The organism is Pseudomonas sp. Irchel 3H3 (assembly GCF_900187635.1).
Classification (GTDB): Bacteria; Pseudomonadota; Gammaproteobacteria; order Pseudomonadales; family Pseudomonadaceae; genus Aquipseudomonas.
The window spans coordinates 46,823-71,355 of the sequence record NZ_FYEC01000016.1; the positions used below are offsets into that span (position 1 = coordinate 46,823).

Consider the following 24,533-nt stretch of genomic DNA (forward strand, 5'->3'; position numbering starts at 1 on the left):
GCCGAATTCAGGCAGAAACTTCACCAACCAGTTTTGCCAGCTCTTCAGCGTATCCACGAACCAGGGTTTCATCCTCGCCTTCGACCATCACACGCACCAGCGGCTCGGTACCGGACTTGCGCAGCAAGACCCGACCACGCCCTGCCATTGCCTTGGTAACGCGGGCGCTCGCCTCCTTGACGGCCGCGTGCTCGACAGGATTTACCCCGCCCGCAAAGCGCACATTGATCAATACTTGAGGGCATTTGCGCAGCGCCTGGCGCGCCTGGGCGAGACCTTCGTCGCGATCTTTCAAGGCCATCAACACCTGCAACGCAGCAATGATCGCATCACCGGTGGTGGTGTGATTGAAGCAAACGATATGCCCGGAGTTTTCACCCCCGACCTTCCAGCCGCGCTCCAACAGGTCGGCAATCACGTAGCGGTCACCGACATTGGCCCGCACAAACGGGATCTTCAGCTCTTCCAGGGCCAGCTCCAGCCCCAGGTTACTCATCAGCGTGCCCACTACCCCGCCCTGCAGGATTCCACGCTCGTGCAGATCGCGGGCAATGATGAACAACAGCTCATCGCCGTCGACGATCGCACCCGTGTGATCAACCATCAGCACCCGATCGCCATCACCGTCGAAGGCGATACCCAGGTCGGCTTGCTCGGCCAGGACCGCAGCCTGCAACTGCCCCATATGGGTCGAGCCGCAGTTGTCATTGATGTTCAGGCCATTGGGTTGTGCAGAGAGCACCACCACTTCGGCGCCCAGCTCGCGAAAGACACTCGGCGCGACCTTGTACACCGCGCCATGGGCGCAATCGATGACAATCTTCAGCCCGGAAAAACTGGTACCGGTCGGCACGCTGCTTTTGCAGAACTCAATGTAGCGGCCGGACGCATCGTTGATGCGCGACACTTTGCCGATCTTGCTGGACTCGACTACCACCATCGGGGTGTCGAGCAGTTCTTCGATCATCAGCTCGATGTCGTCCGGCAGCTTGGTGCCCTGTCCGGAGAAAAACTTGATGCCGTTATCGTCATGAGGATTGTGCGAAGCACTGATCACGATGCCGGCTTCAGCATGAAAGGTACGCGTCAGGTAGGCGATGGCGGGCGTAGGCATTGGCCCCAGCAGCATCACATCCGCCCCGGCAGACGTCAGTCCGGCCTCCAGCGCCGATTCGAACATGTATCCCGAGATCCGCGTGTCCTTGCCCACCAGGACTTTGCAGGCGCCCATTTTCCGGAACGCCATGCCAGCAGCCCAGCCGAGCTTGAGCATGAAGTCAGGGGTAATCGGGTAGGTACCGACCCGACCACGAATACCGTCGGTGCCAAAATATTTTTTACTCATAAGTGCTCCATCGTTCTTATTCGGCTGATTCTACCGCTGTGATCATCCGTACCACATCCATCGTTTCGGCGACGTCATGCACACGCAGGATTCGCGCACCCTTGACCATCGCCAGCGCTGCGAGCGCGAGGCCGCCATGCAGTCGCTCGCCCACCGGGCGATTAAGCGCCTGCCCTATCATGCTTTTGCGAGACACCCCAACCAGCAGCGGGCGCCCCAATGCATGCAGGGCCTCCATATGCTTGAACAGACTCAAGTTGTGCTGCAGGTTCTTGGCGAATCCGAAGCCGGGATCCAGAACAATCCGCTCGACCGGGATACCGACTGCAACACACTGCGCCATGCGCTCGGCGAGAAATCCTGCGACTTCGCGCGTTACATCAGCATAGTGGGGGTTATCCTGCATATCTCCCGGCTCGCCGAGCATATGCATCAGGCATACCGGCAGGCCGGTAGCTGCTGCAGCGTCCAGCGCACCGTCGCGCCGCAGCGAGCGAACATCATTGATCAACCCCGCACCCAGGCGCGCAGTTTCACGCATGACCGCAGGCGTGGAGGTATCGACCGAGATAATCACATCTAGTTCACGGTGCAGGCGCTCGACAATCGGCGCTACACGCTCGAGCTCCTCCAGCGGCGAGACCGCCCGCGCACCTGGCCGAGTCGACTCACCGCCGACGTCGATCAAGGTAGCGCCCGCGGACACCATCGCCTCGGCGTGCTTCAGGGCAGCATCGAGCTGACTGAAACGACCGCCGTCGGAGAAAGAATCAGGAGTGACATTGAGAATACCCATGACATGCGTATGGGCCAAATCAAGAACCCGGTTGCCGCAAGGCAACCGGGTTGAGGACTGTACAAGAGTCATTTCAAACCTTAGACGTCAGCAGCCGGGCCGCCGATAGGGGTTTGCGGACGCTCGTCCTGGACTACAGGAGGCGTACCGGGAGTGCCCGTGCCACCAGACCAGTCACGCGGTTCACGCGGCGTGCGGCCCGCCATGATGTCGTCGATTTGATCGGCATCGATGGTTTCGTACTTCATTAGTGCGTCGGCCATCGCGTCGAGCTTGTCGCGGTTGTCCGTCAGGATCTGCTTGGCGGTGCCATAGCACTGGTCAATGATGCTGCGCACTTCCGAGTCGATCAGCTTCGCCGTCTCACCCGAGAAACTGGCGTGCTGACCGCCGCCGCCACGACCAAGGAATACCTCACCCTCTTCTTCGGCGTACATCAGAGGACCGAGTTTTTCCGACAGACCCCACTTGGTCACCATGTTCCGTGCAATCTGGCTGGCACGCATGATGTCGTTCGAGGCACCAGTGGTGACACCGTCGAAGCCCAGGGTCATTTCCTCGGCGATACGGCCACCATACAGCGAGCAGATCTGGCTGATCAGCGCACGCTTGGACAGGCTGTAGCGATCTTCTTCCGGCAGGAACATGGTCACACCCAGCGCACGACCACGGGGAATGATCGAAACCTTGTAGACCGGATCGTGCTCAGGCACGACACGACCGACAATTGCGTGACCCGCTTCGTGATAAGCAGTGTTGCGCTTCTCTTTCTCGGACATGACCATGGATTTGCGCTCGGCGCCCATCATGATCTTGTCCTTGGCCAGTTCGAATTCCTTCATCTCGACGATGCGCTTGCCGGTACGGGCAGCGAACAGCGATGCCTCGTTCACCAGGTTGGCCAGGTCGGCACCGGAGAAACCCGGGGTACCACGGGCGATCACCGCTGGAGCGACGTCGTCACCCATTGGCACTTTACGCATGTGAACCTTGAGGATCTGCTCGCGACCACGGATATCTGGCAGGCCGACCACCACCTGGCGGTCGAAACGGCCCGGACGCAGCAGCGCCGGGTCGAGTACGTCCGGACGGTTGGTCGCGGCAATGACGATGATGCCGTCATTCATTTCGAAGCCGTCCATCTCCACCAGCAACTGGTTGAGAGTCTGCTCACGTTCGTCGTGACCACCGCCCATGCCAGCACCACGATGGCGACCGACAGCGTCGATTTCGTCGATGAAGATGATGCAAGGTGCGTGCTTTTTCGCCTGTTCAAACATGTCACGAACACGGCTGGCACCCACACCCACGAACATTTCGACGAAGTCGGAACCAGAGATGGTGAAGAACGGCACCTTGGCTTCGCCAGCAATGGCCTTGGCCAACAGGGTCTTACCGGTACCCGGCGGGCCAACCATCAGCACACCACGAGGAATACGGCCGCCCAGGCGCTGGAACTTGCCCGGGTCACGCAGGAACTCGACCAACTCGCCGACTTCTTCCTTGGCTTCGTCGCAACCAGCAACGTCAGCCAAGGTGGTTTTCACCTGATCTTCGGAGAGCAGGCGTGCCTTGCTCTTGCCGAAGCTCATCGGCCCGCCCTTGCCACCTGCACCGCCTTGCATCTGGCGCATGAAGAACATGAACACGGCAATGATCACCAGGATCGGGAAGCTGGCAACCAGCAGTTGGGTCCAGATACTTTGCTGCTCAGGCTGCTTGCCTTCGACTACCACGTGGTTATCCACGAGGTCGCCGATCAGACCGTTGTCCTGAATGGCCGGACGAATGGTCTTGAAGCTGTCGCCATCATTGCGCTTGCCAGTGATGACATAACCGTCCACGGCTACGCGCTCGACCTTGCCATCCTTGACCTGCTGGATGAAGTCGGAATAGTTGAGGGTCTGTGGCTCGTTAGGGCTGGAGAAGTTGTTCATCACCGTCACCAGGACAGCCGCGATGATCAACCACAGGATAAGATTCTTTGCCATATCGTTCAATTAACTACCCTCTGAAGCAAGCTCCGCAACTGGCGCGCGCTTCGCATGATATTCACCGGCCTAACTTACTACATTACCTACAGCTCTGGCAGGCGCCGTCTGTAACCCTTTGTGAAACATTGACTACACAATATTCGCTATTGCTTGTGGGGCGAAATACTAAAAACCTATCGCCCCGCAAAAAAACCTCGTTTTACTCACTACGGCCGCGGTAGCCCCAAGCCAGCATATATTGCTCGCGGGAACTGCCACGGGAAGAGTCCGGCTTGATCATCTGGACCTTGTCGAACTTCTGACGAGCGTCCTTCACGTAAGCGTCAAACCCCTCACCCTGAAAAACCTTGATCACGAAATTGCCACCGGGCTTAAGTATCCGGGCGGCCAAATCAAGCGCCAGCTCACAAAGGAACATGGCTTTTGGCATGTCTACCTCAGGCGTACCACTCATATTGGGGGCCATATCGGAAATCACAAGGTCCACCTGCGAATTACCCACGGCCTCAAGGATCTGCGCGAGCACTGCGTCCTGAGTGAAGTCACCCTGAATGAAGGTCACGTCCGGAATGCTGTCCATTTCCAGGATGTCCGAGGCGATCAGGCGCCCCTGACCACCGATCAGCCGACTGGTGACCTGCGACCAGCCACCGGGCGCCGCACCCAGGTCGACAACGCTCATGCCCGGACGGATCAGCTTGTATTTCTCCTGGACCTCCAGAAGCTTGTAACTGGCACGCGAACGGTAGCCATCCTTCTGCGCCTGCTTCACATAGGGATCATTGACATGTCTTTTCAGCCAACCAAGGCTTGTCTTGGAACGCGCCATTGGGCACCTCGATGATAAGGGTCGTGATTAATTGGGCGGATCCACGCACCCTCGGGTAAAATGGCCGCCATTTTACAGAATCCAGACTAAAGGGTCAGATTATGCCGCTCACTCAAGAGCAGAAGAAACAGTACAAATCCATTGGCCACCATCTGAAACCAGTTTTGACGGTGGCTGACAACGGTTTGACTGAAGGTGTGTTAGCCGAACTGGAACGCGCATTGGGCGATCACGAGCTGATCAAGATCAAGCTCAACATCCTCGATCGCGAATCGCGCCTGGCTGCCATTGCCGAACTGTGCAAGGTCGGCAAGGCGGACCTGGTACAGGTCATCGGCAAGATGGCGCTGATTTACCGCAAGAACTTCAGCGTAAACAAGCAACTGTCGAACGTCCACCGCTTCAAGTGATGAAACGGGTCAAGGGTGTGCTTCGCGCACCCTGCCACCCCATCCTGGCACCGGCTGCAGCACCAGCAGCAAACCGGAAAACCCCAGCACCAGGTAGCTGAACAACAGCCAATGCTCCGCCTCCGGCCATTGCATGCGTACCACCAGGTACATCGTGCTTGCATACAACGCCATCAACAGCAGTTGCCCGCGAATATCGCGCCATAGACTGACAAGGCCCTTGGCCTGAACCAGCACCAAAACCTGAGAAACCACGCACGCCGCTGAAAAACCCACCAGCAGCGTATTCAGCATGCTTGAAATTTCATTGATCAGCAGCGGCGCCAGGCCAATCTGGCCCAGCACCGGCAGCAAACCCAAATGCAGCAGCCACAGGCCGCCAACCCACAACATCTGGGTCAGCTGCCAGAGCATGGCGCCCGCACGCAGCGGGCGCCAGCCTTCAGATATGGCGGACTTCGACAATCTCATACTCGATCACGCCACCAGGCGTCTTGACCGCCACCACATCACCCTCTTCCTTGGCAATCAAGGCGCGGGCCAAGGGCGAACCGACGGAAATCTTGCCGAGTTTGAAGTCAGCCTCGTCCTCACCCACGATGTGGTAAGTAACGCGCTCATCCGTCTCGACGTTGGCGATTTCCACGGTAGTGCCGAAAATCACTTTGCCGGTGTGCGGGATGCTCGTGACATCGATGATGACCTGGTTCTGAATCCGGCCTTCAATGTCACGAATCCGCGCCTCGACCATACCCTGCTGCTCGCGGGCAGCGTGGTACTCGGCGTTTTCCTTCAAGTCACCCAGCTCGCGGGCCGTACCGATGTCCTGGCTAAGCTTTGGACGTACGACCTTGGTCAGGTGAGTGTGCTCTTCTTCCAGGGCGCGCGCGCCCTGGACGGTCATTGGGTATTTGATCATGCCTTCAATCCTGCGTGTAGATCCTGCAAGCGGCGCACGGTCTTCTCGGGACCGAACTTCAACGCTTCGCAGATGGCTTCGCCAGCAGCAATGGTAGTGGTGCAGTAGATCTTGTGCTGCAAGGCATTACGACGAATGGAATAGGAATCAGCGATCGACTGACGGCCTTCGGTGGTGTTGATGATCAGCGTGACTTCGTCATTCTTGATCATGTCGACCACGTGCGGACGACCTTCGGTCACCTTGTTCACACGACGCACTTTCAGGCCAGCAGCTTCGATCAGCTTGGCTGTCCCGGCAGTGGCAACCACTTCAAAGCCCAGGCTGATCAGATCACGCGCTACGCCGGCAACCAGTGGCTTGTCGTCGTCACGCACGCTGATGAACGCGGTACCGCCGGTCGGCAGCACTTCGCTGGCGCCCATCTGGGCCTTGGCGAACGCTTCACCGAAGGTGTCACCCACGCCCATCACTTCACCCGTAGACTTCATCTCTGGGCCCAGGATCGGGTCAACGCCAGGGAATTTGGCGAATGGGAACACCGCCTCTTTCACGCTGTAGAAGTTAGGAATGATTTCCTTGGTGAAGCCGATTTCCTTCAGGGTCTTACCGGCCATCACGCGAGCCGCGATCATGGCCAGGGAAACACCGATGCACTTGGACACGAACGGCACGGTACGCGAAGCACGTGGGTTGACTTCGATCACGTAGATGTCGTCGCCTTGCAGCGCCAACTGTACGTTCATCAAGCCGACCACGCCCAGTTCCAGGGCCATTTTCTTGACCTGTTCGCGCATCTCGTCCTGGATGTGCGCCGGCAGCGAGTACGGCGGCAGCGAGCACGCGGAGTCACCGGAGTGAACGCCGGCCTGCTCGATGTGCTGCATGATCGCGCCGATCACCACGTCGGTGCCGTCACAGACCGCATCCACGTCCATTTCGATGGCGCAGTTGAGGAAGTGGTCGAGCAGCACTGGGCTGTCGTTGGACACTTTCACCGCGTCACGCAGGTAGCGCTTGAGCTCTTCTTCTTCGTAGACGATTTCCATCGCACGGCCGCCCAGTACGTAGGACGGACGCACCACCAGCGGGTAACCGATCTTGCCGGCGGCGCGAATGGCTTCGTCTTCGCTGCGCACGGTAGCGTTAGGCGGCTGACGCAGATTCAGGCGCTCGACCATCTGCTGGAAGCGCTCACGGTCTTCAGCGCGGTCGATGGCGTCAGGGCTGGTGCCGATGATCGGTACGCCAGCCTCTTCAAGGGCACGCGCCAGTTTCAGCGGGGTCTGGCCGCCGTACTGGACGATCACGCCTTTAGGCTTCTCGACGCGGACGATTTCCAGCACGTCTTCCAGGGTCACTGGCTCGAAGTACAGGCGATCGGAAGTGTCGTAGTCAGTGGAAACAGTTTCCGGGTTGCAGTTGACCATGATGGTCTCGTACCCGTCGTCGCGCAGCGCCAGTGCCGCGTGAACGCAGCAGTAGTCGAACTCGATGCCCTGGCCGATACGGTTTGGACCGCCGCCCAGGATCATGATCTTGTCGCGACCCGATGGCGCAGCCTCGCACTCCTCCTCGTAGGTCGAGTACAGGTAGGCGGTGTCGGTGGCGAACTCGGCCGCGCAGGTATCAACGCGCTTGTAGACCGGGTACACCTCGAGCTTGTGGCGGTGACGGCGCAGGGCCTTCTCGGTCACACCCAGCAGCTTGGCCAGGCGCATGTCGGAGAAGCCTTTGCGCTTGAGACGGAACATCAGGTCGCGGTCAATGCTGGTCAGACCCAGGGTCTTGACCTTCTCTTCGTCCTTGATCAGATCTTCCATCTGCACCAGGAACCAACGATCGATCATGGTCATGCTGAAGATGTCGTCAACACTCATGCCGGAGCGCATTGCGTCCGCCACGTACCAGATACGCTCGGCACCCGGTACGGTCAGCTCGCGCTTGAGCACGCTCATGCTTTCCGGGTTGCTCAGGTCAACTTTCTCGTCCAGGCCGCAGACGCCGACTTCCAGGCCGCGCAGGGCTTTCTGCAGGGATTCCTGGAAGGTCCGACCGATGGCCATGACTTCACCAACCGACTTCATCTGCGTGGTCAGGCGCGCGTCAGCCTTGGCGAATTTCTCGAAGGCGAAGCGCGGCAGCTTGGTCACGACGTAGTCGATGGACGGCTCGAAGGACGCCGGGGTCTTGCCGCCGGTGATGTCGTTCGACAGTTCGTCGAGGGTGTAGCCAACCGCCAGCTTGGCCGCGACCTTGGCGATCGGGAAGCCGGTAGCCTTGGAAGCGAGTGCCGAGGAACGGGATACACGCGGGTTCATCTCGATGACAACCATGCGGCCTGTGTCCGGGCAGATGCCGAACTGCACGTTGGAGCCACCGGTTTCCACGCCGATCTCGCGCAGTACCGCCAGGGAGGCGTTACGCAGGATCTGATATTCCTTGTCCGTCAGGGTCTGTGCTGGCGCAACAGTGATCGAGTCACCGGTGTGCACGCCCATCGGGTCGAAGTTTTCGATCGAGCAGACGATGATGCAGTTGTCCTTCTTATCGCGGACAACCTCCATTTCGTACTCTTTCCAGCCGATCAGGGATTCGTCGATCAGCAGTTCCTTGGTCGGCGACAGGTCCAGGCCACGGGCACAGATTTCTTCGAACTCTTCACGGTTGTAAGCGATACCGCCACCGGTACCGCCCATGGTGAAGGACGGACGGATGATGCACGGGAAGCCCAGCTTCTCGAGGACCGCATTGGCCTCTTCCATGCTGTGGGCGATACCGGAGCGCGGGCAGTCCAGGCCGATGGATTTCATCGCCTTGTCGAAACGCGAACGGTCTTCAGCCTTGTCGATGGTGTCGGCGTTGGCGCCGATCATTTCCACACCGAATTTTTCCAGAACGCCTTCGCGCTCCAGGTCCAGGGCGCAGTTCAGCGCGGTCTGGCCGCCCATGGTTGGCAGCAGTGCATCTGGACGCTCTTTCTCGATGATCTTGGCAACGGTCTGCCACTTGATCGGTTCGATGTAGGTGGCGTCAGCCATGGCCGGGTCGGTCATGATGGTGGCTGGGTTGGAGTTCACCAGGATGACGCGGTAACCCTCTTCGCGCAGGGCTTTGCAGGCCTGAGCGCCGGAGTAGTCGAATTCGCAGGCCTGGCCGATAACGATCGGGCCAGCGCCGAGAATCAGGATGCTTTTAATGTCTGTACGTTTTGGCATGGGTTTGTCACTCAAATCCGCAGGTCAGTCGGCAAGCCGTCTTGTTCAATCTGTGAAGCCTTGAGGGGGTCACCGCAGCGGTGGCCACCCTCAGGCTTTGCTACATCTAGTAGGCCCGCGCTCAGCGACGCTTGGCCATCTCGTTGATGAAGCGATCGAACAGTGGCGCTACGTCGTTCGGGCCAGGGCTGGCTTCAGGGTGACCCTGGAAGCTGAAGGCGCTCTTGTCGGTACGCTCGATACCTTGCAGGGTGCCGTCGAACAGCGATTTGTGGATCGCACGCACGTTGGCTGGCAGGGTCGCTTCGTCCACGGCAAAACCGTGGTTCTGGCTGGTGATCATCACCACACCGCTGTCCAGGTCCTGGACCGGGTGATTGGCACCGTGGTGGCCGTGGCCCATTTTCAGGGTCTTGGCACCGGAGGCCAGGGCCAGCAGTTGGTGACCGAGGCAGATACCGAACACCGGGATCTCGGTTTCAAGGACTTCCTTGATCGCCTGGATCGCGTAGTCGCAAGGCTCCGGGTCACCCGGGCCGTTGGACAGGAACACGCCGTCTGGCTTGAGGGCCAGGACGTCGGCCGCCGGGGTTTGCGCTGGCACCACGGTGACGCGGCAGCCGCGCTCGACCAGCATGCGCAAGATGTTCAGCTTGACGCCGTAGTCGTAAGCCACCACGTGATGGGGCAACTCGCTGGCTTCGATGGTCGCGTGGCTGTCGGTTTTCAAGTCCCAGACAGTCGAGCGCCATTCATATTGCTCTTTGGTGCTGACGACTTTCGCCAGGTCCATGCCCTTCAGGCCTGGGAAACCGCGCGCTGCTGCCAGAGCGGCTTCTTCAGAGATATTGTCACCAGCCATGATGCAGCCGTTCTGCGCGCCTTTCTCACGCAGGATGCGTGTCAGGCGGCGGGTGTCGATACCAGCAATAGCCACCACATTGTTGGCTTTCAGGTAGTCGGACAGGGACATGGTGTTACGCCAGTTGCTCGCAACCAGAGGCAGGTCACGGATGACCAGGCCGGCAGACCATACGCGGTCGGACTCGGCATCTTCTGGCGTGGTGCCAGTGTTGCCGATATGCGGGTAAGTCAGGGTAACGATCTGTTGGGCGTAGGAAGGATCGGTAAGGATTTCCTGATAGCCGGTCATGGCGGTGTTAAACACCACCTCTCCAACGGTTTGACCGTCGGCTCCAATGGCTTCGCCGCGAAAAATGCTGCCATCAGCAAGGGCGAGTATGGCTGGCTTAGTCAAGAAGACCTCCCGTAAATAAAGCCTGAAGGGGCGATCGCAGGTTGTAAAAAAGCGGAGTGACGTATGGACACGTCACCCCGCTTCTTCACTGAATTATTCTGCGCGCTTTTAGTGGACACACTAAAGCTGTAGCTTACAGAAAAAGGCATTTTTGGTCTACCGCCAATGAGCCTGAAAGGCTAGAGAATGCGACAGGGCGTCGCTTGGCGGGGAAAAACAGGCTCGAGCGCAGGGCTCGAACCCGATTTCGGGCACATCTTAACGCAAATCGAGCACGTCTTGCATGTCATACAGGCCTGGCTCGCGACCATCGAGCCATAGCGCAGCACGCACCGCACCCTTGGCGAAGGTCATGCGACTGGAAGCCTTGTGAGTCACCTCCAGGCGCTCACCCTCGCAGGCGAACAGCACTGTGTGATCACCCACCACATCACCACCGCGCACGGTGGCAAAGCCAATGGTCTCGCGCTCACGAGCGCCGGTATGGCCTTCACGACCGTAGACCGCGACCTTCTGCAAGTCACGCCCCAGCGCATCGGCAATCACCTCGCCCATGCGCAGCGCCGTGCCGGATGGCGCATCGATCTTGTGCCGGTGATGAGCCTCGATGATCTCGATATCGGCATCATCACCCAACACCCGCGCCGCCATATCCAGCAGCTTGAGCGACAGGTTGACCCCGACGCTGAAGTTGGCCGCAAACACGATCGGAATATCCTTGCCCGCCTCGGCCAGCACCTGCTTCTGCGCGGCGTCCAGGCCCGTCGTGCCGATGACCATGGCCTTGCCTGCCTTGCGGCAGAACGCCAGGTTCTTGAGCATGACTTCCGGCAGCGTGAAGTCGATCAACACATCGAACTCCTGCGCCACGACCTCCAGGTTGCCCACCAGGGATACCCCGATCCGACCCAGCGACGCCAGCTCACCGGCATCCACGCCGATCAGCGTGCTGCCAGGGCGCACGATGGCCGCCGTCAGGCCAGTGAGCGGTGCGCGCTGCTGCACCGCCTCCACCAGAATCTTGCCCATGCGCCCAGCAGCGCCCATCACAGCTATACGTCGCATACCAGATTCCTTACAGGTCGCCGAAGAAACGCTTCACGCCTTCGAACCAACCCGTGGTTTTCGGCGAGTGGCTGTTGTCATCCGCCAGGGAGCTGCGGAACTCTTCCAGCAATTCACGCTGACGACGACTCAGGTTGACCGGAGTCTCGACCGCCACACGGCACATCAGGTCGCCAGCACCACCGCCACGCACCGGCGCAACGCCTTTGCCACGCACGCGGAACTGCTTGCCGGTTTGCGTACCCTCAGGGATCTTCAGCTTGACCCGACCATCGAGAGTCGGAATCTCCAGCTCGCCGCCCAAGGCAGCATCGACAAAGCTGATTGGCACTTCACAGAACAAGTGCTTGCCGTCGCGCTGGAAGATCGAGTGCTCGCGCACGTTGATCACCACGTACAGGTCGCCGGTCGGCCCACCCTGGGTCCCCGCCTCACCCTCACCCGACAGGCGGATGCGATCACCAGTATCAACACCCGCCGGCACTTTCACCGACAGGGTCTTGTACTCTTCGACACGCCCTTCGCCATTGCAGGAGTTGCACGGGTCGGAAATGATCTTGCCCTGGCCGTGGCAACGCGGGCAGGTTTGCTGCACCGAGAAGAACCCTTGCTGCATGCGCACCTGGCCGATACCGCCGCAGGTTGGGCACGTCACGGGCGAGGAGCCCTTCTTCGCGCCCGAACCGTCGCACGGCTGGCAGTTGACCAGCGTCGGAACCCGGATATTCACGGTCGTGCCGCGCACCGCTTCTTCCAGGTTCAGCTCCAGGGTGTAGCGCAGGTCGCTGCCGCGCTGCGCGCCGCCACGGGAACCGCCACGACCGCCACCAAAGAAATCACTGAACACATCACCAAAGATGTCAGAGAAGTTCTGCCCGCCGAAACCGGCACCGCCGCCACCCATGCTTGGGTCGACACCGGCATGACCATACTGGTCGTACGCCGCGCGCTTGCTGGAATCGGACAGTACTTCGTAGGCCTCGTTGGCCTCCTTGAACATTTCTTCCGACGCTTTGTCGTCAGGATTACGGTCCGGGTGATGCTTCATCGCCAAGCGACGGTAGGCCTTCTTCAGGTCTGCTTCGCTCGTGCCACGCTCGACACCCAACACTTCGTAATAGTCACGCTTTGCCATAAGTCTTTGCACTCTTAAGGACGTCCGGCAAACCCCTCCTGAGCCTTGCCAAACTCGTTGAGCCCCAATACAGGCCCGGACCCAACTCACGTCAATTCAACGATCCTGGTCTTTGATTCGATACGGTACTTGCGGCTCGAAAAGCAGGAGCATTCCCGGCCATACCATCCGCAGGCGAACGTTGTCGCACGCGGTAAAAATTCGTGTACTCCAGACACGCCAACGCGGGAGCAAGCTCCCGCGCGGCGACATCCTACCAGTCACCGCACAAAGGCAGTCAACCGGCCGACCAACAACTTACTTGTGGTCTTTAACTTCTTCAAACTCAGCATCGACAACGTCGTCAGCCTTTTGCGCCGATTCACCTTGCGGTGCTGCGCCTTCAGCTGGCTGAGCCTGTTCGGCGTACATCTTCTGCGCCACTGGCGCGGAGACTTTCGACAGCTCCTCGACCTTGGCGTCGATGGCAGCCTTGTCGTCGCCTTTGACGGCGGCTTCCAGGGCAACCACTGCAGCTTCGATGGCAGCCTTCTCTTCGGCAGTCACTTTGTCGCCAGCATCTGCGACCATCTTGCGAGTCGAGTGCACCAGCGCATCACCCTGGTTGCGGGCGGACGCCAGCTCTTCGAACTTGCGGTCTTCGTCGGCGTTGGTTTCAGCATCACGAATCATCTGCTGAATTTCTTCCTCGGACAGACCGGAGTTGGCCTTGATCACAATCGACTGGGTCTTGCCGGTGGCCTTGTCCTTGGCGCCTACGTGCAGGATGCCGTTGGCGTCGATGTCGAAGGTCACTTCAATTTGTGGCACGCCACGTGGTGCTGGTGGAATCTCAGCCAGGTCGAACTTGCCCAGGGACTTGTTCTGGGCAGCTTGCTTACGCTCGCCTTGCAGCACGTGAATGGTCACAGCGCCCTGGTTGTCATCGGCAGTCGAGAACACTTGCGATTTCTTGGTAGGAATCGTGGTGTTTTTCTCGATCAGCGCGGTCATCACGCCACCCATGGTTTCGATACCCAGGGTCAGCGGGCTGACGTCGAGCAGCAGCACGTCTTTCACGTCACCGGCCAGTACCGCGCCCTGGATAGCAGCACCCATGGCAACCGCTTCGTCCGGGTTCACGTCTTTACGGGCTTCTTTACCGAAGAAATCGGTAACAGCCTTCTGCACCAGAGGCATACGGGTCTGACCGCCGACCAGGATCACGTCGTTGATCGCGCCAACGTCGATACCCGAGTCTTTCAGCGCAATGCGGCAAGGCTCGATGGTGCGTTGAACCAGGTCTTCTACCAGCGCTTCCAGCTTGGCGCGGGAGATTTTCACGTTCAAGTGCTTAGGACCGGTCGCGTCTGCAGTGATGTACGGCAGGTTGACGTCGGTCTGCAGGCTCGAAGACAGCTCGATCTTGGCTTTTTCAGCGGCTTCTTTCAGGCGCTGCATGGCCAGCGGGTCACCCTTGAGGTTCATGCCGCTTTCTTTCTTGAATTCGTCGACGAGGTAGTCGATCAGACGAATGTCAAAGTCTTCACCGCCCAGGAACGTGTCACCGTTGGTGGCCAGTACTTCGAACTGGTGCTCGCCATCGACTTCAGCGATTTCGATCACCGAAACGTCGAAAGTACCGCCGCCCAGGTCATAAACGATCACGGTGTGATCGCCCTTGGCCTTGTCCATACCGTAAGCCAGTGCAGCTGCGGTTGGTTCGTTGATGATGCGTTTTACGTCCAGGCCAGCAATACGGCCGGCGTCTTTAGTCGCCTGACGCTGGCTGTCGTTGAAGTAGGCTGGAACGGTGATCACCGCTTCAGTCACTGCTTCGCCGAGGTAATCTTCGGCGGTTTTCTTCATTTTCTTGAGGATTTCAGCCGAGATCTGTGGCGGCGACATTTTCTGGCCGTTCACTTCAACCCAAGCGTCGGCATTGTCTGCCTTGACGATCTTGTAAGGGACCATCTGGATGTCTTTCTGAACCACTTCTTCTTCGAAGCGACGACCGATCAAACGCTTCACCGCGTACAGGGTGTTGTGCGGATTGGTCACTGCCTGACGCTTGGCCGACTGGCCAACCAGGATTTCGCCATCGTTGGCGTAGGCCACGATCGACGGAGTGGTACGCGCGCCTTCGGCGTTCTCGATAACTTTTACGTTGCCGTTTTCAAGGATGGAGACGCAGGAGTTGGTAGTCCCCAGGTCGATACCGATAATTTTGCCCATGTTAACTCTCCCGAAACTTTGGATTTGGTTGCCGCAGCAGTGGTGGCTAACTGCGGTAGCACTTAAACGCTTGACTTATAAATGGGGGCCTTGCGGCGGATTTCAAGCCTGCTCGTCAATCGAGGGCGAAACCGGCGCCGGGGCCTTGCTGACCACAACCATGGCCGGGCGCAGCAGGCGACCATTGAGCACGTAGCCCTTCTGGAACACCTTCAGCACGCTGTTGGGCTCCATGTCGGCGCTTTCCTGCATCGCCATCGCCTGATGGTGCTCGGCGTTGAACGGCTCACCTTCCGGATCGATCGCTTCCAGCTGATAACGTTTCAGGGTGTCCTGGAACATTTTCAGGGTCAGCTCGATCCCTTCACGCATCGGACGAATGCTTTCGTCGTCCGGATTGGACAACTCCAGGCCGCGCTCCAGGCTGTCGATGATCGGCAGCAGGTCGCCAGCGAATTTTTCCAGCGCGAACTTGTGAGCCTTTTCTACATCCTGCTCGGCGCGACGGCGGACGTTCTGCAGATCAGCTGCAACACGCAAAGCCTGATCCTGAGCGCCAGCCAGTTGCTCTTCGAGCACTTGTACACGAGCCACCAGGTCTTCACCCGATGCTTGGGGAGCCTGATTGGCGTCTAGATTTTGCGTATCCAGCGTCTGTTCGTCAGCCATAGATTTCTCCTTTCAAAATCGTGCGCGAACTCGACTCGCGCTTCTGTTCCGGTATATGGGGTCGCAATTTGCAGGTTCAAGGGCCTGCCGTGTGCAGAAGCGCATTACCCACACAAAAACCGCTGAATTGGCCTGGCGCCAGGTTTTAAAAAAACACCGACACCAAGCAAATCGAGCTAAACGAGGGCATTGTCAGGGGCAAATAAACTACTGTATAAATAACCAGACCTTAAGCCTGGGAGCGGCCTTTATGCTGGTGCACCTGTCCGTACACAACTACGCCATCGTTGAACATCTCGATCTCGAACTGGATCGCGGGATGAGCGTGATCACAGGGGAAACCGGCGCCGGCAAGTCGATCATGCTCGACGCCCTGGGTCTGACCCTGGGCGATCGCGCCGACAGCGGCGTGGTACGCCCGGGCGCGGAAAAGGCCGACATCCTCGCCACCTTCGACCTGGTTGATATCCCGGAAGCCCGCACCTGGCTCGCCGAGCGCGACCTGGACAACGACGGCCCGTGCATCCTGCGCCGGGTCATCACCGCCGAGGGTCGCTCGCGCGGCTACATCAACGGCACGCCCTGCCCCCTTGGCGACCTCAAGGCCCTCGGCGAACTGCTGATCGACATCCACAGCCAGCACGAGCACCAGTCACTGCTCAAGACCGATACCCATCGCCGCCTGCTGGACGAGTATGCCGGCGCCACCGACCTGGCCCGCCAGGTCCAACTCGCCGCCCAGCGCTGGCGCCAGACCCGCCAGGAACTCGAACGCCTGTCCAACTCCGGCGACGAACAGCGCGCTCGCCACCAGTTGCTCAGCTATCAACTCGAAGAGCTGGAAAACCTCGGCCTCGGCGACAACGAGCTGGAGCAGCTTGAGCAAGAGCATAAAAACCTGACCAACGCAGAAACCCTGCTGGGCATTTGCCGACAGGTGGTCGAGCAGTGCAGCGAAAGTGATTCCGGTAATGTGCTGAACGCCCTGACTGCCAGCCTCAATCGCCTGTCCAGCGTCAACAACTCGGTCAACGCCCTGGGTGAAGCCACCAACTTGCTCACCAGTGCGCAGATCCAGGTCGAAGAAGCAGTCGGCGAACTGAACCGGTTCCTCGACAACTTCGACGCCGATCCGGCACGCCTGCAACAACTCGAAGAGCGCCTGGACACCATCTATACCCTGGCACGCAAACACCGGATCCAGCCAACCGAGGTAGCCGACCTCCAGCAACGCCTGCTGGACGAGCTCGAAACCCTGAATGCCAACGATGAGTCCATCGAGCGCCTCAGCGAAGAACTGGGGGCTTTCGCCCGCCACTACCAAGAGAAAGCCCGGGAACTGAGTGACTTGCGCCACCAGGCTTCCTCCAGCCTGGCCCACGCCGTCGAACAGGAAATCCAGCGCCTGGGCATGCCGGGCGGGCGTTTCAGCATCGAACTACGCGCCAACACCAGCGCCGAGCTGCTGCCCAATGGCCTGGAGCAGGTGGAACTGTTGGTCAGCGCCAACCCCGGGCAACCGCTCAAGGCGCTGGCGAAAGTCGCCTCGGGTGGCGAGCTGTCGCGCATCAGCCTGGCCATCCAGGTGATCACCGCGCAAACCTCGCGCATACCGACCCTGGTGTTCGACGAAGTGGACGTGGGCATCGGCGGCCCGACCGCGGAAATTGTCGGCCAACTGCTGCGCCGCCTTGGCGAGCGCGGCCAGGTCCTGACGGTCACGCACCTGCCGCAGGTGGCCTCCCAGGGGCATCAACACCTGTTTGTGCACAAGGTACGCGGCGACCAAGCCACGCGCACTGCGGTATCCAAACTGAGCAAGAACGAGCGAATAGAAGAAGTAGCTCGAATGCTGGGGGGTATCGACCTGACCAAGGAATCCCTGGCTCACGCGAAAAAAATGGTGGTAACGGCCAAAAGTTGAATCGGCCAGACAGCACGAAGGCGACCCTTGGGTCGCCTTCGTTCGTTTCGCGGACCTGAGTCCGCGCGACATGCTTACTTTTTAGTACGTACGTACAGCACCAAGTTGTGATCCACCAACTCGAAACCGTGCTTCTCGACGATCGCCTTCTGAAGCTTTTCGATTTCTTCGTCGAAGAATTCGATCACTTCACCGGAATCCACGTTGACCATATGGTCGTGGTGACCGCCGTCAGCCAGTTCGAAGACCGCGTGGCCGCCGTCGAAGTTATGACGGACCACAAGACCAGCGGCTTCGAATTGAGTCAGTACACGGTAAACCGTGGCCAGACCGACATCCTCGCCAGCTTCCATCAGTGCCTTGTAGACATCCTCGGCACTCATGTGACGCTGCTCGGCGGAATCGAGCATTTGCAGAATTTTGACCCGTGGCAGGGTCACTTTAAGGCCGGCTTTGCGTAGTTCGCTATTTTCAACCATGGTCAGCTTTCTCGCGATGCTGCTTCGCAGCTTCTCTTAATGCGGGTATGATCGGCGTTTACGTTGTCCCAGCCAAGATAGTGGAAGTCGCCCACCGATGCAAAACACCAAGCTCTTGCTAACCAGTTTCACCTTCGTGGGACTGCTCGCACTCGCCGGTTGTTCATTCCCCGGGGTTTACAAAATCGACATCCAGCAGGGCAATGTCGTCACGCAGGACATGATAGACCAGTTACGCCCGGGAATGACCCGTCGGCAAGTACGGTTTATCATGGGCAACCCTCTGCTGACCGACACGTTCCATGCCAATCGCTGGGATTACCTGTACAGCCTGCAGCCTGGCGGCGGTGAACGCCAACAGGAACGCATCAGCGTTATCTTCAATCCAGACGACCAACTCGTCAGCTTGTCGGGCGACTTCATGCCTGGCGTAAGCCGTGATGAAGCCCTGATGGGCAAGGACAGCGGCACCAGCGTGTCCGCCCCAGTGGAAAACGTCGAACAGCCAAAACCAGAAAAGCCGGTCAAGCCAGGCTCGCTACTGGACCAGATCCAGAAAGACGTCGACGGCGTAGAAACCGTACCCGTACCAACACCAGAGCCGTTGGACACCACGCAGTAACATTATGCGACACAAGAAAAAGCCCGGCATGCCGGGCTTTTTTATTGCGTGTCAAAAGTGCCTCGCCGTAAGGGCGAAGCCCTAGGTGGCCGTTACCGCAACAACGAATATACCCCCCAAAAAAACCTCAATCCCCCCTAGCCCGCGCCGCCTTAGCCGCCCGCAACCGACGAACCTCCTTGGGATCAGCCAACAACGGCCGATAAATCTCAATCCGATCCCCCGCCCGAACCAGGCAGTGCTCAGGATCAACCACCACCTTGCCAAAAATACCCACAGCACAACTCGCCAGATCCAGCTCCGCAAACTCCCCGGCTATCCCCGACAACTGCAGTGCCGAACGCACACTACACCCCGCAGGCACCTGAACCGCCAGCAACACCTGACGATCAACGGCGGCATACACCACCTCGACGTCCATCATCGACTCAACCATGCAGTTGCTTGGCCCGCTGACAGAACGCATCCACCAGGGTATTGGCAGCCTGGTTGAACAGCGGCCCCAGTGTCGCCCGCACAATCGGCCCGGCGTAGTCGAACGTCAGGTCCAGGCTGATCTTGCAGGCCTTCTCGCCCAAGGGCTTGAACACCCAGAGGCCATGCAGCTGGGTGAAAGGCCCTTCCTCAAGGTTCATCTCGATCGAATGCCCAGGCACCAGCGTGTTACGCGTAACAAAATGCTGGCTGAGCCCACCCTTGGCCACCCCGACGCTGGCACGCATATGCTCGGCGGAGCTTTCCATCACCTTGGCCTCGGAACACCAGGGCAGGAACTCCGGATAACGCGCCACGTCATTGACCAGGTCATAAAGCGCTTGCGCCGGATACGGCAACAGGGCCGAACGTTGAATATGGGTCGTCATGTCAGCGTCACTTCCACAGCTGGGCGGCAAACACTACAAGAATGCCGATGGGCGCCACATAGCGCATCAAAAACAAGGTCAGGGCAAACAGCGCCGGATTGCGGATCGACAATTCGTCGCGCACCGCTCCCCGATTCATGACCCAACCCGCAAACACCACAAAACACAATCCACCGAGCGGCAACATGATCCGCGAGGTGAAGAAATCGATCACGCCAAAGAAGTCCAGGCCGCTGTGCGCACCCCATTGGTAGAGGTGGAACCCGGCGCCGTCGTTCACAAAAAACTTGGCCTGCTTCCAGATATTGAAGGAAAACACCGTCCCCAGGCCAACAAACCAGCAACTGAAGGCCAGCCAGAACGTCACCCAGCCCCGGCGGATTTTCGTCCGTTCAACCAGGTACGCGACCATCGGTTCAAGCAGCGAGATCGCCGAACTCCAGGCGGCAATGGCCACCAGGACAAAAAACACCACCCCCATCACCTGGCCGAACGCCACATTACCAAAGGCAAAAGGCAGGCTGACAAACATCAGCCCAGGCCCCTCACTCGGGTTCAAGCCGCCGGCAAACACAATCGGAAACAACGCCAGGCCGGCCAGCAGCGAAACAAAGGTGTCCAGCAGGGCAACCCCGACCACGGTGCCGGAGATCGACGAATCCTTGGGCATATACGCACCGTAGATCATGATCGAGCCCACGCCCACGCTCAGGGAAAAGAACGCATGCCCCATGGCGGGCAACAGGCCGCCAAGGACTTTCGCCGAATCGAAGTCGAACATGAAATGCACGCCCTCCATGAAATGCCCGGTGGTCATGCTGTAGCCCAGCAACACCAGGAGCATCACGAACAACAGCGGCATCATGATCCGCAGGCTGCGCTCCAGCCCCGCCACCACCCCCTTGGCAATGACCGCCGCCGACAGCAGCATGAACAGGCTATGCCAGAGTGTCAGGCGCCACGGGTTGGCGATCACCCCCTCAAAGTAGGCGCCGACCTGATCGGCCGCCACACCCTGGAAATCCCCCCGGCCCATGCTGATGATGTAATCCAGGGACCAGCCACCGACCACGCTATAAAAAGACAGGATCAGCAACGCCGTGATCATCCCGGCAAATGCCCCCCAGGACCATTTCGCCGAATGCCCCGCCTCCAACGCCAGTACCTTCAAGGCGTTCGCCGGACTTTGCCGGGCTCGGCGGCCAATCAGGGTTTCCGCCAGCATCACCGGCAGGCCGATCAACGCGATACACGCCAGGAACACCAGGACAAACGCACCGCCGCCATAGACGCCGACCATGTAGGGGAATTTCCAGATGCTTCCCAGGCCCACGGCCGAGCCGGTTGCAGCGAGTATGAATACCCAACGGCTCGCCCAACTACCGTGGACTGAAACCTTGTCTGACGACATCGACACTACGCCCAACCACTAAAAAAGAGGGCGCATTGTCCGGGATTCACTCAATGCGCTCAAGCACGCAGGATCCCCGTAGCCGACTCGCGCGCAACTGCCTATAATGCCGCCCCTATGGCTAAACAGAAGAAACACCCAACAGGGACCATCGCGCAGAATAAAAAGGCGCGACACGATTACTTCATCGAACATCGGTTCGAGGCTGGTCTGGTCCTGGCCGGCTGGGAAGTAAAAAGTCTGCGGGCGAGCAAGCTGCAACTGGTCGACAGTTATGTGCTGCTCAAGGATGGCGAGGCCTGGCTGCTCGGCAGCCACATCACGCCCCTGATGACCGCCAGCACCCACGTCATTGCCGACCCGGTGCGCACTCGCAAATTGCTGCTCAACCGGCGCGAGCTGGAAAAGCTGGCAGCTGCCGTGCAGCAAAAAGGCTATGCGTGCGTATGCCTGTCCTGGTACTGGAGCAAGCACATGGTCAAGTGCGAGATCGCTCTGGGCAAGGGCAAGAAGGAATACGACAAGCGCGATACCGAGCGCGAACGTGATGCCGGCCGCGAGCTGCAGCGTGCGGTACGCAACAAGGGCAAGGAAGACTAACTTCTTGCCTTGAATTGATCGTGCCCACGCCCTGCGTGGGAACGATCATGATCACATCCCCTTGCGCCGCTCCGCCCGGGCCTCGCGCTGCACTTGCTGCCGCACCTCCTCCAGCACCTCCTGCACATACAGGATATGGCGACTGGAAACCTCTCTTGCCTGTTCGGCGCGCCCCTCGATAATCGCCAGGTACAACTCCCGGTGCTGAGTGATCAGCATGTCGCGGGTTTCCGTGCGTTGCTGGTACATACCGCCGATGTTAGTCACCACGTTGCGCTTGAGCAGATCGAACAGCCCGCGAATGGTGTGCAGCAACACCGCGTTGTGGCTGGCCTCGGCAATCGCCAGGTGAAACCTGGCGTCCGCAGCCCCCTCCTCCGCCCGGCTCACTTCATCGTGACGGGTGTAGCAGTCCTGCAACTCATCGAACGCCGCCGTCAATCGCTGACGGTCGACCTCAGTCGCCCGCAACGCCGCGTAGTAGGCGCATGAAGCTTCCAGGGTGTGACGAAATTCCAGCAAGTCACGCTGGGCTTCGGGGTTGCTCTCCAGCAGGTGCAGCAGGGGATCGCTGAAGGTCGAGCCCAGGGATTCGACCACATAATTGCCGCCACCCTGACGACTGACCAGCAAGCCCTTGGCTGTCAATTTCTGGATCGCCTCGCGCAGCGAAGGCCGCGACACCCCAAACTGTTCAGCCAGGGCGCGCTCTGCCGGCAGCCGCTCCCCGGACTTCAGCGTGCCCTCGAGAATCATCCCTTCGAGCTGCTCGACAATATCGTCAGACAAACGGCGCTGACGAACCTGATCAAACCCCATAACTCATTCTCCACCATCCCGACGGCTCGCCGGGCTCTCTATTCTGGCCTATTGACGCCGCGCCAGCACCTACCAGAGCACATTTGATCGAGCGGATCAGATGGCCCCTGCACCGCTCATTCGACAAAAGTTTTAGGGCGGCAAATTGACACACCACCCACAAGGCTTTTAACCTAGCCCACAGCGATTGTAAATTGGTCTTACCAATTATCCAAGTACGCGTTCAGTGCCTGACCAACAACAATTAGGGGCCACCCCATATGCAAACCTGGCAACAGCTCTACAGCCCGCTCGGCAGTCTCGGCTTGTCCGCGCTCGCGGCCGTTATCCCCATCGTATTTTTCTTCCTGGCCCTGGCCGTGTTCCGCCTCAAAGGACACGTCGCCGGCAGCATCACTCTGGCGTTGTCGATCCTGGTGGCAATCTTCGCCTTCCAGATGCCGGTCGACATGGCCTTCGCCGCCGCCGGTTATGGCTTTGCCTACGGACTGTGGCCGATTGCCTGGATCATCGTGGCCGCCGTGTTCCTCTACAAACTGACGGTCAAGAGTGGCCAGTTCGAAGTGATCCGCAGCTCCGTGCTGTCGATTACCGATGACCAGCGCCTGCAAGTGCTGCTGATCGGCTTCTGCTTCGGCGCTTTCCTCGAAGGCGCGGCAGGCTTCGGTGCACCGGTGGCCATTACCGCCGCCTTGCTGGTGGGCCTTGGCTTCAATCCGCTGTACGCCGCCGGCCTGTGCCTGATTGCCAACACCGCACCCGTGGCGTTTGGCGCACTGGGCATCCCGATCATCGTCGCCGGCCAGGTGACGGGCATCGACGCCTTCAAGATCGGCGCCATGACCGGCCGCCAGCTGCCGCTGCTGTCGCTGTTCGTGCCGTTCTGGCTGGTGTTCATGATGGACGGCATGCGCGGCGTGCGGGAAACCTGGCCAGCCGCTCTGGTGGCCGGCCTGAGCTTCGCCATCACCCAGTACTTCACCTCCAACTTCATCGGCCCGGAACTGCCGGACATCACCTCGGCCCTGGCCAGCCTGATTTCCCTGACCCTGTTCCTCAAGGTCTGGCAGCCAAAACGTACCGCTGGCGCGCAGATCGCCGGTGTCACTTCGGACGCCGTAGTCACCGCCAGCGTCGGTGGTTTCGGGCAGAAACGCACCAGCGTGGCTTCGCCCTACAGCCTGGGTGAAATCATCAAGGCGTGGTCGCCGTTCCTGATCCTCACCGTGCTGGTGACCATCTGGACCCTCAAGCCCTTCAAGGCGATGTTTGCCGCTGGCGGCTCGATGTACAGCTGGGTGTTCAACTTCGCCATCCCGCACCTGGACCAGATGGTGGTCAAGGTCGCCCCGATCGTCACCAACCCGACGGCCATTCCGGCGGTGTTCAAGCTGGACCCGATTTCGGCGACCGGCACGGCGATATTCTTCTCCGCACTGATCTCGATGTGGGTACTGAAGATCAATTTCAAAACTGGTCTGACCACTTTGAAAGAGACCTTCTACGAACTGCGCTGGCCGATTCTTTCGATCGGCATGGTGCTGGCGTTTGCCTTCGTCACCAACTACTCGGGCATGTCGTCGACCATGGCCCTGGTCCTGGCAGGCACCGGCGCGGCGTTCCCGTTCTTCTCGCCGTTCCTCGGCTGGCTGGGCGTGTTCCTGACCGGCTCGGACACCTCCTCCAATGCCCTGTTCAGTTCGCTGCAAGCGACCACCGCGCACCAGATCGGCGTCAGCGACACCTTGCTCGTGGCCGCCAACACCAGCGGCGGCGTAACCGGCAAAATGATCTCGCCACAATCGATCGCCGTGGCCTGCGCCGCGACCGGCCTGGTGGGCAAGGAATCGGATCTGTTCCGCTTCACCCTCAAGCACAGCCTATTCTTTGCAACCATCGTCGGCCTGATCACACTGGCCCAAGCCTATTGGTTCACTGGCATGCTGGTGCACTAAACAAAAGC

The 24,533-nt window shown here is 59.4% G+C and carries 22 protein-coding genes; 5 read left to right on the forward strand and 17 right to left on the reverse strand.

Annotated elements, in window-relative coordinates; all coding sequences use genetic code 11:
* Positions 1–7: 7 nt before the first annotated feature.
* The 4 genes from glmM to rlmE form a co-directional block, all read right to left on the reverse strand.
* Positions 8–1,345: a phosphoglucosamine mutase gene (gene glmM / locus CKW24_RS17735; RefSeq protein ID WP_095169465.1), complete on the reverse strand. Its 1,338-nt coding sequence runs from the start codon at positions 1,343–1,345 to the stop codon at positions 8–10.
* A 16-nt stretch (positions 1,346–1,361) separates the two neighbouring features.
* On the reverse strand, positions 1,362–2,213 hold the full coding sequence (gene folP / locus CKW24_RS17740; RefSeq protein ID WP_095169466.1) for a dihydropteroate synthase: 852 nt from the start codon (positions 2,211–2,213) through the stop codon (positions 1,362–1,364).
* A gap of 8 nt (positions 2,214–2,221) precedes the next feature.
* Positions 2,222–4,132, reverse strand: a complete 1,911-nt coding sequence (gene ftsH, locus CKW24_RS17745; RefSeq protein ID WP_095169467.1) for an ATP-dependent zinc metalloprotease FtsH — start codon at positions 4,130–4,132, stop codon at positions 2,222–2,224.
* Positions 4,133–4,334: 202 nt separating this feature from the next.
* Positions 4,335–4,964, reverse strand: coding sequence for a 23S rRNA (uridine(2552)-2'-O)-methyltransferase RlmE (rlmE, locus tag CKW24_RS17750; protein ID WP_095169468.1), 630 nt, complete (start codon positions 4,962–4,964; stop codon positions 4,335–4,337).
* A gap of 101 nt (positions 4,965–5,065) precedes the next feature.
* Here rlmE and CKW24_RS17755 point away from each other — a divergent pair, with 101 nt between their 5' ends.
* Positions 5,066–5,374 (forward strand): YhbY family RNA-binding protein, encoded by a 309-nt coding sequence (locus tag CKW24_RS17755; protein WP_095169469.1) that lies wholly within the window; start codon positions 5,066–5,068, stop codon positions 5,372–5,374.
* Positions 5,375–5,383: 9 nt separating this feature from the next.
* On the opposite strand, the gene CKW24_RS17760 is transcribed toward CKW24_RS17755, so the two are convergent.
* The 8 genes from CKW24_RS17760 to grpE form a co-directional block, all read right to left on the reverse strand.
* Positions 5,384–5,788 carry an MFS transporter gene (locus CKW24_RS17760; protein ID WP_095169470.1) on the reverse strand — a complete coding sequence of 135 codons (405 nt, stop codon included), beginning with the start codon at positions 5,786–5,788 and terminating at the stop codon, positions 5,384–5,386.
* Positions 5,789–5,816: 28 nt separating this feature from the next.
* The gene (gene greA / locus CKW24_RS17765; protein WP_095169471.1) at positions 5,817–6,293 is read right to left on the reverse strand and encodes a transcription elongation factor GreA; all 477 of its coding nucleotides are present in this window, start codon (positions 6,291–6,293) and stop codon (positions 5,817–5,819) included.
* Positions 6,290–9,511 (reverse strand): carbamoyl-phosphate synthase large subunit, encoded by a 3,222-nt coding sequence (carB, locus tag CKW24_RS17770; protein ID WP_095169472.1) that lies wholly within the window; start codon positions 9,509–9,511, stop codon positions 6,290–6,292. Before carB ends, greA begins: the two co-directional genes overlap by 4 nt.
* 121 nt (positions 9,512–9,632) lie before the next feature.
* Positions 9,633–10,769 carry a glutamine-hydrolyzing carbamoyl-phosphate synthase small subunit gene (gene carA, locus CKW24_RS17775; protein WP_095169473.1) on the reverse strand — a complete coding sequence of 379 codons (1,137 nt, stop codon included), beginning with the start codon at positions 10,767–10,769 and terminating at the stop codon, positions 9,633–9,635.
* 258 nt (positions 10,770–11,027) lie between these two features.
* Complete coding sequence (dapB, locus tag CKW24_RS17780; protein WP_095169474.1) at positions 11,028–11,834, reverse strand: 4-hydroxy-tetrahydrodipicolinate reductase; 807 nt, start codon at positions 11,832–11,834, stop codon at positions 11,028–11,030.
* Positions 11,835–11,844: 10 nt separating this feature from the next.
* The gene (gene dnaJ, locus CKW24_RS17785; RefSeq protein ID WP_095169475.1) at positions 11,845–12,969 is read right to left on the reverse strand and encodes a molecular chaperone DnaJ; all 1,125 of its coding nucleotides are present in this window, start codon (positions 12,967–12,969) and stop codon (positions 11,845–11,847) included.
* Positions 12,970–13,266: 297 nt separating this feature from the next.
* Complete coding sequence (gene dnaK / locus CKW24_RS17790; protein ID WP_095169476.1) at positions 13,267–15,183, reverse strand: molecular chaperone DnaK; 1,917 nt, start codon at positions 15,181–15,183, stop codon at positions 13,267–13,269.
* Positions 15,184–15,285: 102 nt separating this feature from the next.
* Positions 15,286–15,852 (reverse strand): nucleotide exchange factor GrpE, encoded by a 567-nt coding sequence (gene grpE / locus CKW24_RS17795; RefSeq protein WP_095169477.1) that lies wholly within the window; start codon positions 15,850–15,852, stop codon positions 15,286–15,288.
* A gap of 250 nt (positions 15,853–16,102) precedes the next feature.
* Between grpE and recN the strand changes: the two genes are divergently transcribed.
* Complete coding sequence (gene recN, locus CKW24_RS17800) at positions 16,103–17,776, forward strand: DNA repair protein RecN (RefSeq protein WP_095169478.1); 1,674 nt, start codon at positions 16,103–16,105, stop codon at positions 17,774–17,776.
* Positions 17,777–17,850: 74 nt separating this feature from the next.
* Here the strand turns inward: recN and fur are convergent, their stop codons facing one another.
* On the reverse strand, positions 17,851–18,255 hold the full coding sequence (fur, locus tag CKW24_RS17805; RefSeq protein WP_007920840.1) for a ferric iron uptake transcriptional regulator: 405 nt from the start codon (positions 18,253–18,255) through the stop codon (positions 17,851–17,853).
* Between the two features lie 97 nt (positions 18,256–18,352).
* Here fur and CKW24_RS17810 point away from each other — a divergent pair, with 97 nt between their 5' ends.
* Entirely contained in the window at positions 18,353–18,877 is a 525-nt protein-coding gene (locus CKW24_RS17810) for an outer membrane protein assembly factor BamE (RefSeq protein WP_095169479.1), read from the forward strand.
* Positions 18,878–19,004: 127 nt separating this feature from the next.
* On the opposite strand, the gene CKW24_RS17815 is transcribed toward CKW24_RS17810, so the two are convergent.
* The 3 genes from CKW24_RS17815 to CKW24_RS17825 are packed head-to-tail and all read right to left on the reverse strand — an operon-like array spanning position 19,005 to position 21,151.
* On the reverse strand, positions 19,005–19,313 hold the full coding sequence (locus CKW24_RS17815; RefSeq protein ID WP_095169480.1) for an RnfH family protein: 309 nt from the start codon (positions 19,311–19,313) through the stop codon (positions 19,005–19,007).
* The gene (locus tag CKW24_RS17820) at positions 19,306–19,740 is read right to left on the reverse strand and encodes a type II toxin-antitoxin system RatA family toxin (RefSeq protein ID WP_095169481.1); all 435 of its coding nucleotides are present in this window, start codon (positions 19,738–19,740) and stop codon (positions 19,306–19,308) included. The genes CKW24_RS17815 and CKW24_RS17820 overlap by 8 nt, the downstream gene beginning before the upstream one ends.
* A 7-nt stretch (positions 19,741–19,747) precedes the next feature.
* On the reverse strand, positions 19,748–21,151 hold the full coding sequence (locus CKW24_RS17825) for a sodium-dependent transporter (protein WP_095169482.1): 1,404 nt from the start codon (positions 21,149–21,151) through the stop codon (positions 19,748–19,750).
* 117 nt (positions 21,152–21,268) lie between these two features.
* Between CKW24_RS17825 and smpB the strand changes: the two genes are divergently transcribed.
* Positions 21,269–21,751: an SsrA-binding protein SmpB gene (gene smpB, locus CKW24_RS17830; RefSeq protein ID WP_095169483.1), complete on the forward strand. Its 483-nt coding sequence runs from the start codon at positions 21,269–21,271 to the stop codon at positions 21,749–21,751.
* A 51-nt stretch (positions 21,752–21,802) separates the two neighbouring features.
* Here smpB and CKW24_RS17835 read toward each other — a convergent pair whose 3' ends face one another.
* A complete protein-coding gene (locus CKW24_RS17835) occupies positions 21,803–22,570 on the reverse strand; it encodes an FCD domain-containing protein (RefSeq protein ID WP_095169484.1) in 768 nt (255 codons plus the stop codon).
* A gap of 260 nt (positions 22,571–22,830) precedes the next feature.
* On the opposite strand from CKW24_RS17835, the gene CKW24_RS17840 reads away from it, so the two are divergent.
* On the forward strand, positions 22,831–24,525 hold the full coding sequence (locus CKW24_RS17840) for a lactate permease LctP family transporter (protein WP_095169485.1): 1,695 nt from the start codon (positions 22,831–22,833) through the stop codon (positions 24,523–24,525).
* The last annotated feature ends 8 nt before the right edge of the window (positions 24,526–24,533 follow it).

Excerpts from the sequence above, each read along its gene's own strand:
- dnaJ (WP_095169475.1), bottom strand. The coding sequence starts at position 12,969 with ATGGCAAAGCGTGACTATTACGAAGTGTTGGGTGTCGAGCGTGGCACG.
- folP (WP_095169466.1), bottom strand. The coding sequence starts at position 2,213 with ATGACTCTTGTACAGTCCTCAACCCGGTTGCCTTGCGGCAACCGGGTT.
- ftsH (WP_095169467.1), bottom strand. The coding sequence starts at position 4,132 with ATGGCAAAGAATCTTATCCTGTGGTTGATCATCGCGGCTGTCCTGGTG.
- carB (WP_095169472.1), bottom strand. The coding sequence starts at position 9,511 with ATGCCAAAACGTACAGACATTAAAAGCATCCTGATTCTCGGCGCTGGC.
- smpB (WP_095169483.1), top strand. The coding sequence starts at position 21,269 with ATGGCTAAACAGAAGAAACACCCAACAGGGACCATCGCGCAGAATAAA.
- CKW24_RS17760 (WP_095169470.1), bottom strand. The coding sequence starts at position 5,788 with ATGCTCTGGCAGCTGACCCAGATGTTGTGGGTTGGCGGCCTGTGGCTG.
- CKW24_RS17815 (WP_095169480.1), bottom strand. The coding sequence starts at position 19,313 with ATGGTTGAGTCGATGATGGACGTCGAGGTGGTGTATGCCGCCGTTGAT.
- grpE (WP_095169477.1), bottom strand. The coding sequence starts at position 15,852 with ATGGCTGACGAACAGACGCTGGATACGCAAAATCTAGACGCCAATCAG.
- recN (WP_095169478.1), top strand. The coding sequence starts at position 16,103 with ATGCTGGTGCACCTGTCCGTACACAACTACGCCATCGTTGAACATCTC.
- CKW24_RS17755 (WP_095169469.1), top strand. The coding sequence starts at position 5,066 with ATGCCGCTCACTCAAGAGCAGAAGAAACAGTACAAATCCATTGGCCAC.
- CKW24_RS17820 (WP_095169481.1), bottom strand. The coding sequence starts at position 19,740 with ATGACGACCCATATTCAACGTTCGGCCCTGTTGCCGTATCCGGCGCAA.
- dapB (WP_095169474.1), bottom strand. The coding sequence starts at position 11,834 with ATGCGACGTATAGCTGTGATGGGCGCTGCTGGGCGCATGGGCAAGATT.
- fur (WP_007920840.1), bottom strand. The coding sequence starts at position 18,255 with ATGGTTGAAAATAGCGAACTACGCAAAGCCGGCCTTAAAGTGACCCTG.
- dnaK (WP_095169476.1), bottom strand. The coding sequence starts at position 15,183 with ATGGGCAAAATTATCGGTATCGACCTGGGGACTACCAACTCCTGCGTC.
- CKW24_RS17825 (WP_095169482.1), bottom strand. The coding sequence starts at position 21,151 with ATGTCGTCAGACAAGGTTTCAGTCCACGGTAGTTGGGCGAGCCGTTGG.
- CKW24_RS17835 (WP_095169484.1), bottom strand. The coding sequence starts at position 22,570 with ATGGGGTTTGATCAGGTTCGTCAGCGCCGTTTGTCTGACGATATTGTC.
- CKW24_RS17810 (WP_095169479.1), top strand. The coding sequence starts at position 18,353 with ATGCAAAACACCAAGCTCTTGCTAACCAGTTTCACCTTCGTGGGACTG.
- glmM (WP_095169465.1), bottom strand. The coding sequence starts at position 1,345 with ATGAGTAAAAAATATTTTGGCACCGACGGTATTCGTGGTCGGGTCGGT.
- rlmE (WP_095169468.1), bottom strand. The coding sequence starts at position 4,964 with ATGGCGCGTTCCAAGACAAGCCTTGGTTGGCTGAAAAGACATGTCAAT.
- greA (WP_095169471.1), bottom strand. The coding sequence starts at position 6,293 with ATGATCAAATACCCAATGACCGTCCAGGGCGCGCGCGCCCTGGAAGAA.
- CKW24_RS17840 (WP_095169485.1), top strand. The coding sequence starts at position 22,831 with ATGCAAACCTGGCAACAGCTCTACAGCCCGCTCGGCAGTCTCGGCTTG.